The sequence below is a fragment of the Thermoactinomyces sp. CICC 10523 genome (assembly GCF_016055105.1).
In the GTDB taxonomy this organism is placed as follows: domain Bacteria; phylum Bacillota; class Bacilli; order Thermoactinomycetales; family Thermoactinomycetaceae; genus Thermoactinomyces_A; species Thermoactinomyces_A daqus.
Window position 1 is genome coordinate 91,204 of sequence record NZ_JAECVX010000007.1, and the last position, 16,563, is coordinate 107,766.

Genomic DNA, 16,563 nt, shown 5'->3' on the forward strand with positions numbered 1-16,563 from the left:
CGTGCAGCCTGACAAAGAGCGCATCGATGAAATCCGCCCGGCAGTCGCAGTGATCATCTTTGACCGCGAGCGACGCATTTTACTGCAAAAACGGGCGGATGTACAACGATGGGGGCTTCCTTCGGGCCATGTCGAACCAGGGGAAACGGTGGAGCAGGCAGCGATCCGCGAAATCTGGGAGGAAACAGGTCTCAGGGTGCGGATTGTGCGGCTGATCGGAGTTTATTCCGAACCGGATTCACAAATTTTTCATTACCCTGACGGGCGAACGGTTCATTTTGTCACCATCTACTTTGAAGCGGAAATCATCGGCGGTGATCTGTCCGTCCATTCAAGGGAGTCGATGGAGATCCGTTTTTTTCCCTGCGATGAACTGCCGCAAGAGATGATTCCGATGCATCCGAAGTGGCTGGAGGATGCCTTGGCCGCGGGGCACAATGGATTTGTCCGGTAGCAGGCTCCGCTTGTGTCCGACGGTTCATCTTGGCCGGAGCGCTTGCGGGAAAGCGTTTAGTAATCATTTTATTGGATCAGTGCATTCATGTGATAACCAAGACGTGTGGATGAAGCGATTTCCGCTGTCAGAGAGTGAATCTGGCAGTGGGAATCGCAGCTAAGGAATGAAAAGTCTGGTTTTTGAAGCATATTTTTATTATTATTTAGCAGGTTTTTATTAATTATATACTGAATATTATTAATATATTGATAACAATACCCCGATAAAGGAGATGACTGCGACGTGAAAGCGCGATGGCGTTTGGCGCTGGTTTTGACCCTTTGTCTGTTGCTGGCATTGCCGATGAGTATCGTGCAGGGAGCAAAGGCGGAAGTGCCCCCGCCGAAAGTGATGGGACATGTCACTGTTTCCAGTTCTGCCGGTACGGAGTCATTGTCGCCGCCATCCAATTCCACCACGCCGGGAACCTGGTTTGTCGGAGCGACTCCGCCCAATGCCGATTTGAGCAAGCCGCCGATCGTGTTTGTGCAAGGGATGAACGGCAAGGCGCAGGACTGGTGGAGCGATACAAGGTATCACGGGGTTAATGATATGTATGAACTCGCTTATGCAAACGGTTACAGAACGGCTTTTGTCCAGTTGTATGATGCGGCGGGCAACGGATCGGCCAGACCGGAGGACAACGGCAAACTGCTCGCGCAAATGCTGGCGCAAATCTCCGCCTATTTCGGTCAGAAAGTGAATATTGTCGCCCACAGCAAAGGCGGGCCGGATACCCAGGCAGCTCTGGTTGAGTACGGCGCTTATCCTTACGTCAACAAGGTGGTCACCCTTTCCTCACCGCACTACGGTTCGGATCTGGCCAATCTGGCATACAGCTGGTGGGCCGGGTGGCTGGCCGATCTGTTGGGGCAGCACAGTCCCGGGGTCTATTCGCTCCAGACGGGTGAAATGGAGAAATACCGGCAGCAGATCGACTCCAATCCCAATGTTTCCAAAAACGCCTATTTTACTGCTGCGGGCGATGATTGGGGACCATTTATGTCCGCGCTCTGGTTCGGGGGCCTTTATCTCTCCCAATACGGTGCCAATGATGGCATGGTAAACGATTGGAGCGCCGATCTTCCTTACGGGCGACACCTGTTTACCTCCCATGCTGACCATGATTCAATTCGGACGGGATCAGCCTCCTTCAGTCAAATCGATCCCGTCCTGCGCACCGCTGCCGCTTCATCAGCCGTGACGACGGCGGCAAAACCGGCAACACAGGATACTGATCCGGCGGCTGATCAGACGTATGTTCATGGCGGTCCGCTGACCACCGGGAAAACGGAAGTGCAAACCGTTCCGGTTGAGACGGGGCTGGCGCAAGCTGTTTTTGCCGTGCTGACTAAAGGTTCCGATGTAAACGTTTCCCTGGTTTCCCCCAGCGGAAAAGTATACAAAAAAGGAAATCCCGTTTACTCGTCGGGAATCGACCAGGATTTCTTCAAAGGGGCAACAGTTCAGGAATTTCGGGTGGAAAAACCGGAAAGCGGAAACTGGCAGGTTCGCCTCTCCAGTTCCCATGATGACGCCTATCTCTTGACCACGATGTTTTCCGGCGGGGAAGCAGCTTCCTTTTCCGTCGATCTCCCGCGCAGGTGGAGCCGCAATGCCCTGCCGATGTCTGTCCGGTTCAAGCATCCGGAAAAATGGGACCTTGCTGCCCTTCAGGCTCAGGTGAAAGTGCTGACTTCTGCCGACATGAAGAACAAGAAGACGAAGGGACTGCAATTTTCCCTGAAGCCAACGCAGGGTTCCGCTTTATCCGGAGCATTCAAGGGGGCAGAGCCGGGCGTCTACAACTTTACCATCGAGGTGCGCGGGAAAACGAAGCAGGGGTCCCCTTTTGCCCGCACCATCATCCGCTCGGTCTATATCGGCAACTAAATCATCCGCTCTGTTCGCAAAACAAAGGGAAGGGGTGCGACGAGACCAATCGGAAATAAGAAACGGGATGAACCGGATCATCACATGGGTGATCCGGTTTTTCTGTTCAGGGCGGTCATGACTGTTGGCCGGATAGCCGGATTGGCCAATGGAATTCCAGGCCGATGCAGATTTTTTTGCCACTTTTTTCATATAGATTATGGAAGAGATGAAAGAATGAGAGGGTGACGTGAACATGGCGAAGCCGGATCGGCCCGTCGCATGGGTGGCAGGCGGCCCGAGGGGCTTGGGCGTGCAAGTGGCAAAAGGATTGGCCCGGGACGGATACCGAATTGTGATCAATTATCGAAAGAGCGCGGAAGCGGCCCGAAAGTTGGCAGCAGAGATCGAACAAATAGGAGAAGAGGCGTATCTCATCCAAGGCGATCTGAGCCGGTTGGAGGAGATCCGGGACATGGCCCGCCGGGTTTTGAACCATTGGGGCAGGGTTGATGTACTCGTGCTGATGGCCGGGCCTTTCATTTTCAATCATACGCCTGTTGCCGCGTTTACGGATGCGATGTGGCGGGAAATGATAGAGGGAAATCTGTCCGGGGCTTTTTACTTGTTCAGGGAAATTATTCCATATATGCGCAAGCAGGGAGGCGGGCGCCTGATCACCCTGGGTTATCCGGATGCGGAAATCGCTCCGGCATGGGCGGGATTTGGGTCTTATGCCGCGGCCAAGACGGGTCTGGTCACCCTGACGCGCACCGTGGCCCTGGAAGAAGCGGAAAACGGCATCACCGCCAATATGGTATATCCCGGCGACATTCGCGATCCTTACAAGGAAGCGATGATTGCCGAAGCGCGGGGCAAAAAAGATCCCCGCACACCGATCGGGCGTCCGGGTACGGGGGAAGACGTGGCACGGGTGGTCCGTTTTCTCGCCCATCCTGATTCCGATTTTATTACCGGTGCTGTGATTCCGGTGACGGGGGGTTTTACAAATCCGCGATTTTATGTAAAATAGGCATAAGTTTTGTGTAATATTCCTGTAATAATTTTAAAAACCGACAAACCCTGTTCACATGATTTAAGCTATAATGATGAAGTGCTATTTAGAAGAATTCTTTTCTTTTCTATTTATGTAAAAAGCCAGCCAAAACCAGAAAGCGGAGCCGGCCAAGCCCAGGATCAGACCGGTCATGCCGGCTGTTTTCCAAAGGAACAGGGAGGCGGCGATCCCGATCACCCCGGTTGTGCGGCTCGCAAAAATGACAGCCTGTGTATGCATGTTTTCTCACCTCTGCTATTACTATAGCACAGATGAGAGGCTGGCAAAAATGCAAGATCGCAGTCCTGGAAGTGGATGATTCGGCGGATCCCGATGCTGGGATACAGATGAAGCAGTGTGCAGGTAACACGTGTTTCAGGAGGTTAACGCAATGGACGATTTTCGCAAGGTGAGCATGAGGAGTGGGTATTCGCCCATGCCGCCACGTTCTCGCAGCGAACGAGTCGGTCCCCGCTCCCGCTCCGGCGGACGAGGTACCGGGGGCCCCGGGAAGCGCGGGAAGAAAGCGGGATGGAGACGTTTTTTCACATGGAAATGGTTCTTATTGGTTCTTTTAACATCTTTTCTGCTCATGGTCGGTGGATGTTCCGCCATCATGATGTCAGCCAACCCGAACGAATTGAACAAAGTGAACAAGAACAATATCGCGGCCGCGTCGAAAATCTATGCTTACAATAATAAGCAAGAGCCGGTCGACTCCTTCGGGTATGATAACCGCGAATGGATCAGTATGGATGAACTGCTCAAGCATAATAAACTGATGGTCAACACATTTGTGAAGACCGAGGACCGCCGTTTCTACCAACACCACGGGGTGGACTTCCAGGGGCTGGCCCGGGCGGTTGTCAAGGATGTCATCTCCATGGGTAAAGCGGAAGGGGCCAGTACGATCACCCAGCAGGTCTGCAAAAACATCGTGTTGGAGAACTCTGCCAAAACGTATACCCGTAAAATTAAAGAGATCGGTTGTGCGCTCAACCTGGAGCGAAAACTGAAAGAAGAGGGAAAAGATCCGAAAAAGCAGATTCTCGAAGCGTATCTCAACTACATCAGCTTCGGCGGCAACATCGCCGGGGTGCAGATGGCGGCCAAATCCTATTTTGGCTACGATTTGAAAAAGCAAGAGCTTCCGGTGCAGGATGCGGCCATGCTGGCCGGGATGCCGAAAGGGCCGTCGTTGTATAACCCGATCCGGCACAAAGAAAAAGCACTGGAACGCCGAAACGTCATTTTGACGCAGGTCATGCCGGTTGATGATGTGATGCCTCCGCTGATTTCGCAGGCAGAAGCGGATAAACTGGCGCAAACGCCTTTGAACCCTTGTGAAAACTGTGCGGAGAAATACGCCAAGAAGAGCGATTTTGACGCGTACAAGGATCTGATTCAAAAAGAGCTGAAAGAGGAATATGGCATCGATCCGGATGATTTGGCAACGGGAAGCTACCAGATTTATACGGCGCTTGATCCCAAGGCGCAAGGTGCGGTGCAGGAAGCTCTGAAGAAAGACAGCCTCTTTACCAACGCTTCCGGCACAAAGCTGACAGCGGGCGGAGGCAAAGTGGATGCCGATGCGGGAATTACCGTGATTGACCCCAAAACAGGCGGGATTCGTGCCATCGGCGGCGGACGGAACTTTGTCCATACCGCTCATATCCGGGCTTTGGAACTGCATCAGCCGGGTTCATCGATCAAGCCGCTCACGGTCTATTCACCGGCGATTGAGAAACATGATTACAATGAGTATTCGATTGTTCACGACAAACCCGTCGACTGGGCCGGTACTTGGCATCCGCAAAACTATGAACCGGGCAGCTTCGGTGATATCCGGATGGAAAAAATGGTGGAGGAATCGTACAACCTGTCGACGCTTAACCTGTTGCACGATGTCGTGACATTGCCTGTGGCCTTCGAATATGCCCAAAAACTGGGCCTCAATCTTGTACCAAATGACCAGGCGTATGCTGCCTTGGGTCTTGGCGGTTTGACCAATGGGGTAAATACGGTGCAAATGGCCGGAGCCTATTCCGTCTTCCCCAACGGTGGTTATTATTATACCCCGCATGCCATCGTGAAAGTGGTGGATGCGGATGGCGACGTCAGGAAACGAAAACATCCGATTGAAGACACTCCTACCAATGTATTCTCGAAGAAAACAGCTTACTATATGACGAGGATGCTGAAAAAAGTAGTGAGTGAGGGTACGGGTTCCACATTTGCCGGATTGCATAACGGTTGGGATGTGGCCGGTAAGACGGGAACGATTAACGGAGAGAAATCCGGCTGGTTTGTCGGCTATACGCCTGATCTTGTCTGTGCGGTTGACGTATTCTACCCGGGTTACTCCGGTGACGACTACGTCAAGATGACCGGGGGAACGGCGCCGGCAAAAATCTTCTCCTACGTGATGAAGAAGTTGACCGACGATAAACCGCCGAAACACTTCAGCAATTTTGGGGTTCCTGATCCACAGCCGCCGTTTGAGCTGCATGCTCCGCATCTGACTGCCGTATCCCAAGAGGATGGCGTTCTGCTGCAATGGCAGGCTCAGCCCAACCGGGTGAAATATCAGGTGTTCCGCGACGGGCAAATGATTGCGGAGCTTGGTCCGGGTTCGACCAGCTATAAAGATACCGATGCCAAACCGCCGGCAGCTTCCGGAGGAGATGGCGGAGACGGCGGATTCTGGGATAAAATCATCGGTGGCGGTGCTGCTCAGTCCAAATCCTACACGTATAAAGTGGTAGCGATTGACACGCAGGCAACCGATCCCGGTGCAGCGCAAAAAGAAAGTAATTCGGTGACGGTGACCCTATCACCAAAAAAGCCGGAAAACCCGGATCCAAACGGAAACACGAACGACCAAAACGGCCAGAATGGCCAAAACGGGAACGACCAGAATGGCCAGAATGGTGGCCAAAACGGGAATAATCCCGGCGGCATTTTCAATCCTCCTCCGTCTGATGGCGGCCAGAATGGCGGTGGTACCCAAGATGGTGGCGGCCAGGATGGCGGCTCAACCGGAGGAAACGACAAACCGCCAAAAGGTGGCGGTGGAGGTGGCGGCGGCTGGTGGTAGTCGCAGCCCTGGAAAAGACCAGCGAACTTTCGCTGGTCTTTTCTTATGCCCGTTTTCATAAACTAGTCCTAACCAGAATAGAGAAGGGACGTGGATTGCCTTGCATGCATTTGGCAGATGGCAGCGTGCCAGCCGCGTCGGGTTTACCTATATCGGAACGGTGATCGGGGCCGGATTTGCATCCGGGCAGGAGATATTGCAATTTTTTACCTCCTTTGGCGAGGAGAGCATCTGGGGAGTGCTGCTGGCAACGGGCCTGTTCGCCTGGTTGGGATCGCGCATGATGTTGATGGGCGCCCGGTTGAGGGCGTTTTCTTATGAAGAATTCAATACGTATCTGTTTGGTGAGCGCTGGGGGCGCTTGATGACCTTATTGGTGGGGCTGATGCTGTTTGGCGTCACCACGGCGATGATGTCGGGGACAGGGGCACTGTTTCAGGAGCAGTTGGGTTTTTCCTTCCATCTGGGCGTCATTTTAACGGCTTTATTCTCCTTTATTGTGATTTTGCGCGGGATGGATGGCATTTTATCGATTAACACTCTGGTCGTTCCGTTCATGTTTTTGTTCACCGTTCTCGTCGCGATTTACGCATGGGGCAGCCATCCGGGATCACTTCTGATTACTTTCCCGGAAGAGCCGCTGCACCATCACTGGTTTCTGGCCGCCATTGTGTATGTCGCTTTTAATTTGGTCATGATGCAGGCCGTGCTGGTTCCGCTCGGTGCCGAAATCGAGGATGAAAGCACCATCCGCCTGGGCGCCTGGATCGGCGGCCTTGGACTTGGTGTGATGCTGCTTGCCTTCAATTTTGCGATGCAAGTGCATTGGAGTGAAGTGGCTCATTTGGAAATCCCGATGGCCTATGTGATCAGCACTTTGGGGGCGGGAATGAAATATTTATTTTTGGTGACGATTTGGGCGGAGATTTTCACCACCCTCGTCGGCAATGTGTACGGCTTGACGGCCAATCTTCGACAGATGATTCCGCTTTCCGATCGTCCGATCGTTGCCCTGATTTTTGTATTGGGCTATCTGTTTTCCCTGTTTGGCTTTCCCGCATTGGTTCGTTACTTATACCCGCTGTTCGGCTATTGCGGATTGATGCTGTTGGTGCTGTTGATCTTTCGCCGGTTGCCCAATCTGTAGAAAGGAGGAAGAGAGGGATGGCCTTACTCATATCGATCATCATCGCCTATTTCATCGGCGCCCTCCCGTTTGATTGGTGGGTGGTCACGAAGCCGGCCTATCGCCTTCGTCCTCCTTCCTTTTCCGTATTGAACCGGCGGGAGGCATTTGTCCTGATCGTCATTGATCTGGTAAAGGGGATGGCGGCGACGCTGATCGGCTTTTCGGTCGCCGGCTGGATGGGAGCCTACCTGGCTGCTGTGGCTGTAGTGGTCGGCAGTTTGTATTCGGTGTTTCTCGGCTTCCGGGGGGGCACCGGGATCGGCGTGGCTGCCGGGGCGCTGCTGATTTTAAGCCCTCTGCTGATTCTCATCGGCATCTTGATCTACCTTTTCAGTCTGCTTACGACACGGGTGCTGTTTGTTTCCACGTTGCTGACCACGACGGCGATGATTATCTTTGCCGTTGTGCTGGCCACCCAAATCTATGTGTGGATGGTGATTATCGTGGTCGGGGGGCTGATCTTGTACCGGATTCGGCCGAAATGGAAACGGATCAAGCGCTTTGAACCACCCTACCGCTTTAGAAACCCGTTTCGGCTGAAATAAAATGGATGCGCACAAAAAAAAGCAGGTTTTTTCCCTGCTTCTCAAAATTCCAGCGCCACCTTGAACCCCGCATGTTTGCGCACACCAAACACGCCGTTGTCCAGGATGAGGTACTGCGCTTTGACGCCGATCAGTTTTCCGCTGATTGTCTCCTGTTTTTCCAGATTAAACGAGGTGATCTTCGTCGGGGTGCCGATGTGCGGGTAATCGAACTGAAGCACTTGCGGCTCCTCGATCAGATAGCGGCGGTATGCGTCCGGCAATTTTTCGATTAAATCAGCCCGGGTTTGCAGCAAATCGATGTCGGCTGTTTCGTTTTTCAACATTTTGCGCCAGTTGGTCTTGTCGGTGATGTATTGGGAGAGGAAAACTTCGATTTCGCCGGCATCTTTTCGGGTGGGCACTTCCATCAACGGCAGGGCCGCGACCGCTCCCTGATCGACCCAGCGTTTCAGCCGGTTGGTTTTTCGCGTGATGCCCACTTTGACATCGCTGGACAGAGCCAGGTAGACGATATGGGGCTGCATGCAGTGATGCCGGCCAAATTCGGGGTCACGGCAGGTTCCTTCATGAAAATGGCAGCGTTCCGGCCTGACGATGCAAATGTCATTGTCCGGCAGTTTGCGAAAACAGTTAAAACAGGAGCTGTTGTTGCCGTAAAACTTTTTCGTTTTGCGGCCGCAAAAGATGCAGTTTCGCTCACCGAGGAACGTGATTTGTACTTCTTGTCCCAACCGCGCGTTCAGCCCGATTTCCTGGTCATCCAGTTGCAGGGCGTATTCGACGGGGGCCGCCCCCTGATGAACAAGCGGACGTAGGATACCGATTTTTTTCACGGAAAAAGCTCCTTTGCATAAGTATATTTCAACGATCGAGATTCGCTCTGGCAGAATCGATTAGTTTCAGTCTAGCAAAGATCGGGCAAATCGATCAATAGAATTCAAGATGTGGAAAATCGGGGGAGATCGGGAGGAACAGCGGCGAGGAAGTGTCAAAAAAGGATTTTTTGCCGGTGAGAATTACCTGCATCTTTCTGAAATGTTTCGCATATAGTATACTTAAGGTATGCTGGCTGGAGGAGGGTTGTATGCCATGTTCGATGCTTTATTGGCCGCGAAAGAAGACGCGCTTGTCAAATGGAAAAAAGAAAGCGAATACGAAAATTTCACGAAGTCGGTACAAAAGCTGAAAAGAGATATGGAAACGATGGGAATCAAGCCATCCAAAGAAAAGTTGTACGGTCGCCCGTACCGGGTCTAATCCAAAGAGAAAAGGGGATTCCATGGATTACCAACAGCTTTCTTTGCCAAAGCAGACACCGCTTTATCATGCCGTTCACCGCGACCGTTATGAAAGGCAGGAATTTATCAAGGAGATTGAACAGGCTACGGGGCGAAGAATCCTGGTTTATTTAGCCAATTTGTCACATCCTGACAGCGCGATCACCAGAGAAGATATCGCTCCGTTTTATGAAATTGTTTCTTCCCTTGATGAGAACAGCGATGTCGATCTGGTGATCGAAAGTCCGGGCGGTGATCCGAATGCTGCCGAAACCCTTGTGCATACATTGCTCTCCAAGACGAAGCATTTGCGCGTTGTAGTTCCCCAGGCGGCCAAAAGTGCAGCGACATTGATCAGTTTGGCGGCCGATGAAATCATGATGAGCAATACGTCGGAACTGGGGCCGATCGATCCGCAAATTTCCATTCCCACGGTTTTCGGTTATCAGTACCGGCCGGCCCAAGCGTTTCTGAATGGATTGGAAATCATCAAGAGAGAACATGCCAATGGACAACCCCTCAACTCGGCTTATCTGCCGTTTTTGCAGGGAGTTGACGCAGCTTTGATCGATTTCTGCCACAAATCGATTGAACATTCCAAACGTTTGGCGGTGAAGTGGCTCCGGCGGTCGATGTACAAGAATCATCCGCTCAAGGCCAAACAGATTGCCGAGACATTGATCAACATTGACAAATACCCCAATCACGGTTCGGTAATTAACTATCAGGAGGCGCAAGCAATCGGGTTAAACGTTGTCTACAAACCGTTTACGGACCCGGTTTGGCAGGCGCTTTGGCGGCTATATACCCAATACCTGGTCATGATGCGGGAGAAAGCAGGCGTAAAAATATTTGAAAGCAATGTCTCCTCCGTCATGATTTAAGTTTGGATAAAAATTCGGGTAAATCACCCGGATTTTTTTATTTTACCGAATTCGCAGGCCGGATAGCGGTGCCTCTCTGATCGGCCGGCAGGGGTGTGGGAAGAATCAGGGAAGCACCGTGTACCTCCCGGTTTTGCCATGATTCGGGGATCCGGCGACTGCCGTTCATTTCATCAGTTTTTTCACCGTAATGAGCAATTCGTCGATCACTTCAATGTCGCCTTCCTGCAACCGTTCCACCACGCAGCTGCGCAGATGCCCTTCGAGAAGAATTTTCCCCACACTGTTCAATGCGGATTGAATTGCTGCGATCTGATTGAGCACATCGTCGCAGTAGGTATCATTTTCAATCATTTTTTTTACGCCGCGAATCTGCCCTTCCACCCGGTTGAGTCGGGAGATAAGGTTGTTTTTTATTTTCGGCGGGTGGTGGCTTTTACGCCCTTCGGCAGGGCAGCATTTTTCCTCATATGGAGGTTCAACCATCATTTCACCCATTTCTGACTGATTTCTCTTAGACGTTCCTATGCTATTTTTTTATTATATCTCGAATCAAGGCAGTATGATAATTTCTTTTTATGATGGACATTCATAAAGATTATTTCCAGTACGACAGTTGCGATTGTGGGTTATAAAATACATGGCAACTATAAGGTTTTTTAGGAATAAAATTCGCTCCTTCATATTTTAATGAATCAAAGTTTATTTGGTAAAAGAGAAGGTACATGATATGAGAGATTTTCAAATCAATAAGCATAATTTTTTGTTTAATATTATTATATTGAATAATAGTGAATTTATTACATAATGTAATTATTAAATTATATCAGGAGGGTGGATCTTTGAAAAAGATAAAACCGATCGTTTTATCTCTTCTTTTTTTCATCTCCATTCTCAGTTTGCCTTTTGTGAATGTAAGTCAGGTAGAAGCAGCTTGTTCGGATTGGGCTGCACAATGATTATTTACGCCTCCCCCCCGAATGGCCATATTGGAACCAGTAATCTGTGCTATTCTAGCGGGGATAAAATCTATGCTCGCGTGATTGCAAATAATGATGGCAATAAAAATGAAACAGTGGGTGTATACTTACAAAAATTGAGTGGCGCAGTTGGGTAACCTTGTCTAGCACACGAGTATATAAAGATGGTGATAATCATTATTTTACATTTTCCAATCTTTCCAGCGGAACCTATCGTTATCTTGTAGAGAATGACCGGCCCCATGATGCCTGGGTGAGAGCAGATTTATCAACCGATAAAGATATCGCCGCATTGTGGGGGCATCCAGGTAAATAAACAGGCTGTAACTCGGTCTTTTGCAATCATTTGATCCCAATCAAACCACATAAATTTTGTTCCCTTGAAAAACGCCATTCCTTCAAATACCTTCAGAAAGAATGGCGTTTTTTTATAAATATGTTGGATGTGAAATGAAAACCAACAGAATCGAAAATACCAGAGAAACAATGCCGATATTTTTTCAGAGATTCTCTAAAACTCCGCCAGGAAAAAGTCTGTTGTCAGGTTCAGCGCCTCTTCCAGCTGCGGGGAGATTCCGGCAAAAGGATGCACCGAACGAAACGTGTGATCAGCCCCGCGGATGATATGCATCGACGCATGGGGAGCGCGTTTGGCCATTTGTTCGGCTCCTTGCAAAAAGCCGGGGAGATCTTCGTCGCCCTGGATGATCAGCAGGGGCTGCTTCAGTTCAGGCAGTCGGTCCATGAACTGGAAGCGTTCCCGGTTGGCTTCAATGTCGTCCAACACTTCACGGTCGATCGGAAGCTGTTGTTTCGTCCGCGCATTGGTGACATAGCCGATTCCCTTTTGCCGGATTTCCTCCATCACTTCCGCAGCGAAAAAGTCGGGGCGGTGGATGCTGTTGAAAATGGCTACGGCACGGATTTCCCCGGGATGATCAAGGGCAAAGATGAGGCTGTTTCCCCCGCCGCGGCTGTGGCCCAGAAGGCCGATGCGCTCCACATCCAGTTGCTCTGCCCCGGGCAGACGGCCTTGTTTCAGATGGCTGAGCAAAACGGACAAGTCTTCCTGCTCCCGGGTAAAGGTCAGGTGAGCGAATTTGTCCAGCTGTGTAAAGCTCTGCAAATCTTCACCGATGCCGTTCATGGAAAAATTAAACGTGATCGCTGCGATCCCTTTGCCGGCGAGGCGCTTGCCGATCACCGGAAAAAAAGACCAGTCCTTGAATCCTTTGAAACCGTGGCAAATGATGACAACCGGATGTTTGCCCCCGGCGGAAGGAAGAAACAGATCCCCGCGGATCACCCGGTTTTCCTTGTTCAATTCAATTGTAAATGGATGTGCCGGCATTGAAGAATCCTCCTTTTTTCATCTGGTTTGAAAATTGCCAACCCTCATCCTCTTCTTCTATAATGATAACGAACGAAGTGCATGGAGAAAAAGGTCTTTCTTTTTACGGGAAAGCGAAGAGGGAAGCCGGTGAGAATCCGGCGCGGTCCCGCCACTGTGATTGGGGAGGACGGCTGCCGTTGATGCCACTGTCCGGACGGATGGGAAGGCGCGGCCCGACGATGAACCATAAGCCAGGAGACCTGCCTTTTTCAATCCATCTGCGTTCTCCTTCGAGGTAAAGGAGAGACGTATGCGCAAAGGGGTTGTATCCGAACCCCCCTGTTTTCGCATGCCATTCTCCTTCCTGTGCCCTTTAAGGCCGGCACAGGTTTTTTCATGAATCGAGCCGAACAGGAGGGGGTTGATCAGATTGCGTAAACTTAATCGTGTCATGGTCTTATGTTTATCGTTTGTGCTCTTGTTTACGTTGGCCGGATGTGCGGGCGCAAATAATCCTGCCGGGCAAACAGCGCCGAAAGCGTCGGGGACCAGCTATCCGGTGCAAGTGAAGGATATGGCCGGAGAAGTGACGACGATCAAAAAAGAGCCGAAGCGGATCGTTTCGCTTATTCCGAGCAATACGGAAATCGCCTTTGCCCTTCATTTGGACAAAGAAGTGGTCGGGGTGACGGCCAATGACGATTATCCGGCCCAGGTGAAAAAATTGCCAAAAGTGGGAGACTTCACGATCAATGTGGAGCAGGTGGTCGCGCTCAAGCCTGATTTGGTGCTGGCCAATACGGCGAATGACAAGCAGACGATCGAACGGTTGAGAAAGCTGGGCATTCCCGTGTTGGTACTGGGGGCGAACAGCATTCAGGACGTTTATCGCTCGATCAACGTCACAGCTGAAGCGACCAATCATCTCCCGGAAGCCAAACAACTGATTGACGGAATGGAAAAAGAGCGGAAAGAGATTGCCGACAAGATTGCCGGGGTTCCCAAGGACAAACGGATGAAGGTATGGATCGAACTGGATCCCAATCTGTTCACCACGGGCGGGGATACCTTCATGAATGAGCTGGTCACCGCTGCCGGAGGGCAAAACGTGGCCGGCGGATTAAAGGGCTGGCCCAAGGTTTCTCCCGAACAGGTAGTCAAATGGAATCCCGACGTAATCATCACTTTTCACGGCGGGGAAAAAGAGATTTTGTCCCGTCCGGGCTGGTCTTCGATCAGTGCCGTGAAAAATCACCGCGTCCACGCGCTTGACCCTGATTTGACCAATCGCCCGGGGCCGCGCATATTTCAGGGCGTGAAACAGATCGCATCGCTTCTCTATCCTGAACTTTTTGGCGGGAAGTCAAAGTGAAGGGCCGGCCAAAGAAGCTGATCTGGGGCGGGGGACTTTTCCTCTGCCTCCTTTTCACTTTCTCACTGTCGGTCTCGCTCGGCAGCACACATATTGACATGATGACCGTCTGGAAAGTGATCGGGGAAAAATGGGGCGTGGGCAACGGAAGCGGAATTAACGCCACCGATGCCGTGATCATTTGGCAATTAAGGCTGCCGCGGGTGTTGTTGGTGGCTTTGGTCGGGGCGATTTTGGCCATCGCCGGCGTGGTTTATCAGGGGATATTGCAAAATCCCCTGGCTGATCCCTATATTCTGGGGGTTTCCTCCGGGGCATCGGTCGGGGCAGTTTTGGCGATTGTGACCAGTTGGGGTGCGGCATTGCTGGGAGGCTGGTCGCTGCCCGGCTTTGCCTTTGCCGGGGCCTGCCTCGCACTGGCGCTGGTGCTGATGCTTGCCCGCGGGCGTTCAGGACTCAACGTGATCTCCCTCATCTTGTCCGGAGTCGTTGTCCAGAGTTTTTTTGCCGCGCTGCTCACCTTTGCCCTGTCATTTAAACCGGAAGAGATGCAGCGGATTCAATTCTGGCTGATGGGCGGGTTTTCGCTGGGGGACTGGAACCAGGTGGGTGCGGTATTTCCCTTTTTACTCATCGGTTTTCCTGCCTGCTGGCTGATGAGCGCCGATCTCAATCTGATGGCACTGGGGGAACGCGCGGCGGCCCATCTCGGGGTCAATGTGGCAAAAACGAGAGTTTGCCTGCTTCTCATCGCATCGATGATGACCAGCGCGGCCGTGGCCGTCTCCGGCATGATCGGCTTTGTCGGATTGGTGATCCCTCACATCATGCGCATGTTGACCGGCGCCGACCATCGCTCTCTGCTTCCCCTGTCTGCATTGGCCGGGGCGATCTTGCTTCTGCTGGCGGATTGTCTGGCGCGGACGCTGATCGCTCCCGCCGAGTTGCCGATCGGAGTGATCACCTCTTTTGTCGGGGTGCCTTTTTTCGCATTGATCCTCAAGCGGCATCAGCGGAAAAAAGGGGAATAGAAAGGAGGGGGCACCATGCTTCAGGCAGCCCGGTTGGGGAAAAAAGCCGGCGGCCGCTGGCTGTTACAGGAGATCGATCTGTGTGTGGAGAAAGGGGAAATGGTTGGCGTTCTGGGGGCAAACGGCAGCGGCAAAAGCACGCTCATCCGTTGTCTTACGGGCGAATGGAAAGCGGACAGCGGCGAGGTGAGGCTGAAGGGAGAGCGGATCGACACGTATTCGCCCAAGGAAAGAGCGCGGATTGTCGCCGTCCTGGCCCAGGAACCGCTGGGAGAGATCGAATTTACAGTCGAAGAAGTTGTGAAAATGGGCCGTTATCCGTACCAAAGCAGGTGGTCATGGGCCTCCGGGCGTGATTTCGATGTGTGTGATTCCGTGCTGCGGCAAACCGGGCTCTGGCCGATGAAACAACGGCAACTGGCCGAGCTGAGCGGCGGGGAACGGCAGCGGGTGGCGATTGCGCGAACGATGGCCCAGGAACCGGAATTATTGGTTTTGGATGAACCCACGACTTTTTTGGACATCCGGCATCAGCTGGCGATTTTAGATTTACTGAAAAAGTGGCAGTCTGAATGCGGCCTCACCATCCTGATTGTGCTGCATGACCTCAACTTGGCAGCGCAATATTGCGACCGGCTGGTTTTGCTGAAAGAAGGCCGGATGGTGACCAGCGGTGTTCCAAAAGCGGTTATCACCCGGGAGAGGATCGAAGAGGCATATGGGGTGACGCCACTGCTTATGACGCATCCGACGCTTCACGTTCCGCAAGTTTTTTTGCAACCCGCAAAGGAGGAGAAAAAATGAAAATCTACACCCGAACCGGTGATGAAGGGAAAACCGGCCTGATCGGAGGGCGTGTCAGTAAGGATGATGTCAGGGTTGAAGCATACGGGACGGTGGATGAGTTAAATGCTTTCGTCGGCGAAGCGGTGATCCGCCTGGACGCAAAACGGGATGAGGATCTGATTCAGGATCTGACGGAAATCCAGCACGAACTGTTTGATGCCGGTGCAGACTTGGCGCAAGCGGGCAAAAGCCGCCAGTACAAGGTTTCTGCGGAAATGGTGACCCGTTTGGAAGAGTGGATCGACAAATACGATGCTGAATGCAAGCCGCTTCAGCGCTTCATTTTGCCCGGTGGTTCCCCGGGAGCATCTGCGCTTCACGTCTGCAGGGTGGTCGCGCGCAGGGCCGAGCGGCGCGTGGTCACACTCTGTGCGCAGCAGGAGACCAATGATGAGGTACGCCGTTACCTCAATCGTTTGTCCGACTTTTTCTTCACAGCGGCCCGTGCCGTCAATGCCAGAGCCAACGTTTCCGATGTGGAATACAAGCGGGGCAGTCAAGTGTTTAGGCAGGCGGATGCGGGGAAAAATGAAAAGGATAAACAGTAGAGGCTGAGGTCTTTGTCAACAGGAACAGGAGGA

16 protein-coding genes and 1 riboswitch are annotated in these 16,563 nt (G+C 52.0%); of the genes, 12 read left to right on the forward strand and 4 right to left on the reverse strand.

Translation table 11 applies throughout. From position 1 onward, the window contains the following. Position 1 precedes the first annotated feature (1 nt). The 3 genes from I8U19_RS10435 to I8U19_RS10445 all read left to right on the forward strand — a co-directional run bounded on the left by I8U19_RS10435 (position 2) and on the right by I8U19_RS10445 (position 3,401). Positions 2-454: an NUDIX domain-containing protein gene (locus I8U19_RS10435; RefSeq protein WP_033100093.1), complete on the forward strand. Its 453-nt coding sequence runs from the start codon at positions 2-4 to the stop codon at positions 452-454. Between the two features lie 285 nt (positions 455-739). Further along, positions 740-2,389, forward strand: coding sequence for an esterase/lipase family protein (locus I8U19_RS10440; protein ID WP_198055865.1), 1,650 nt, complete (start codon positions 740-742; stop codon positions 2,387-2,389). A gap of 235 nt (positions 2,390-2,624) precedes the next feature. Next, positions 2,625-3,401: an SDR family oxidoreductase gene (locus tag I8U19_RS10445; protein ID WP_198055866.1), complete on the forward strand. Its 777-nt coding sequence runs from the start codon at positions 2,625-2,627 to the stop codon at positions 3,399-3,401. An 84-nt stretch (positions 3,402-3,485) separates the two neighbouring features. Here I8U19_RS10445 and I8U19_RS10450 read toward each other — a convergent pair whose 3' ends face one another. Beyond that, the gene (locus I8U19_RS10450) at positions 3,486-3,665 is read right to left on the reverse strand and encodes a hypothetical protein (protein WP_198055867.1); all 180 of its coding nucleotides are present in this window, start codon (positions 3,663-3,665) and stop codon (positions 3,486-3,488) included. A gap of 151 nt (positions 3,666-3,816) precedes the next feature. Between I8U19_RS10450 and I8U19_RS10455 the strand changes: the two genes are divergently transcribed. From I8U19_RS10455 to I8U19_RS10465, 3 genes are all read left to right on the forward strand, one after another. After that, a complete protein-coding gene (locus I8U19_RS10455) occupies positions 3,817-6,522 on the forward strand; it encodes a transglycosylase domain-containing protein (RefSeq protein ID WP_198055868.1) in 2,706 nt (901 codons plus the stop codon). A gap of 100 nt (positions 6,523-6,622) precedes the next feature. Beyond that, on the forward strand, positions 6,623-7,669 hold the full coding sequence (locus I8U19_RS10460) for a YkvI family membrane protein (protein ID WP_033100097.1): 1,047 nt from the start codon (positions 6,623-6,625) through the stop codon (positions 7,667-7,669). 17 nt (positions 7,670-7,686) lie between these two features. Then, on the forward strand, positions 7,687-8,256 hold the full coding sequence (locus I8U19_RS10465) for a glycerol-3-phosphate acyltransferase (protein WP_198055869.1): 570 nt from the start codon (positions 7,687-7,689) through the stop codon (positions 8,254-8,256). Between the two features lie 41 nt (positions 8,257-8,297). On the opposite strand, the gene I8U19_RS10470 is transcribed toward I8U19_RS10465, so the two are convergent. Beyond that, on the reverse strand, positions 8,298-9,092 hold the full coding sequence (locus I8U19_RS10470) for a DUF2797 domain-containing protein (protein WP_033100099.1): 795 nt from the start codon (positions 9,090-9,092) through the stop codon (positions 8,298-8,300). A gap of 256 nt (positions 9,093-9,348) precedes the next feature. Here I8U19_RS10470 and I8U19_RS10475 point away from each other — a divergent pair, with 256 nt between their 5' ends. Both I8U19_RS10475 and I8U19_RS10480 read left to right on the forward strand, forming a co-directional pair. After that, entirely contained in the window at positions 9,349-9,516 is a 168-nt protein-coding gene (locus I8U19_RS10475; RefSeq protein WP_160173816.1) for a hypothetical protein, read from the forward strand. Positions 9,517-9,538: 22 nt separating this feature from the next. After that, entirely contained in the window at positions 9,539-10,420 is an 882-nt protein-coding gene (locus I8U19_RS10480; RefSeq protein WP_033100100.1) for an SDH family Clp fold serine proteinase, read from the forward strand. 165 nt (positions 10,421-10,585) lie between these two features. Here I8U19_RS10480 and I8U19_RS10485 read toward each other — a convergent pair whose 3' ends face one another. Then, complete coding sequence (locus I8U19_RS10485) at positions 10,586-10,918, reverse strand: metal-sensitive transcriptional regulator (protein WP_033100101.1); 333 nt, start codon at positions 10,916-10,918, stop codon at positions 10,586-10,588. Between the two features lie 993 nt (positions 10,919-11,911). Continuing rightward, the gene (locus I8U19_RS10490) at positions 11,912-12,751 is read right to left on the reverse strand and encodes an alpha/beta hydrolase family protein (RefSeq protein WP_033100103.1); all 840 of its coding nucleotides are present in this window, start codon (positions 12,749-12,751) and stop codon (positions 11,912-11,914) included. A gap of 74 nt (positions 12,752-12,825) precedes the next feature. After that, a riboswitch (cobalamin riboswitch) is annotated at positions 12,826-13,015 on the forward strand. Between the two features lie 148 nt (positions 13,016-13,163). Between I8U19_RS10490 and I8U19_RS10495 the strand changes: the two genes are divergently transcribed. The 4 genes from I8U19_RS10495 to I8U19_RS10510 are packed head-to-tail and all read left to right on the forward strand — an operon-like array spanning position 13,164 to position 16,530. After that, on the forward strand, positions 13,164-14,105 hold the full coding sequence (locus I8U19_RS10495; RefSeq protein WP_198055870.1) for an ABC transporter substrate-binding protein: 942 nt from the start codon (positions 13,164-13,166) through the stop codon (positions 14,103-14,105). Further along, positions 14,102-15,136: a FecCD family ABC transporter permease gene (locus I8U19_RS10500; RefSeq protein ID WP_198055871.1), complete on the forward strand. Its 1,035-nt coding sequence runs from the start codon at positions 14,102-14,104 to the stop codon at positions 15,134-15,136. Before I8U19_RS10495 ends, I8U19_RS10500 begins: the two co-directional genes overlap by 4 nt. Before the next feature lie 15 nt (positions 15,137-15,151). After that, positions 15,152-15,940: a heme ABC transporter ATP-binding protein gene (locus tag I8U19_RS10505; RefSeq protein WP_052154027.1), complete on the forward strand. Its 789-nt coding sequence runs from the start codon at positions 15,152-15,154 to the stop codon at positions 15,938-15,940. Next, the gene (locus I8U19_RS10510; protein ID WP_033100107.1) at positions 15,937-16,530 is read left to right on the forward strand and encodes a cob(I)yrinic acid a,c-diamide adenosyltransferase; all 594 of its coding nucleotides are present in this window, start codon (positions 15,937-15,939) and stop codon (positions 16,528-16,530) included. Before I8U19_RS10505 ends, I8U19_RS10510 begins: the two co-directional genes overlap by 4 nt. Positions 16,531-16,563 lie beyond the last annotated feature (33 nt).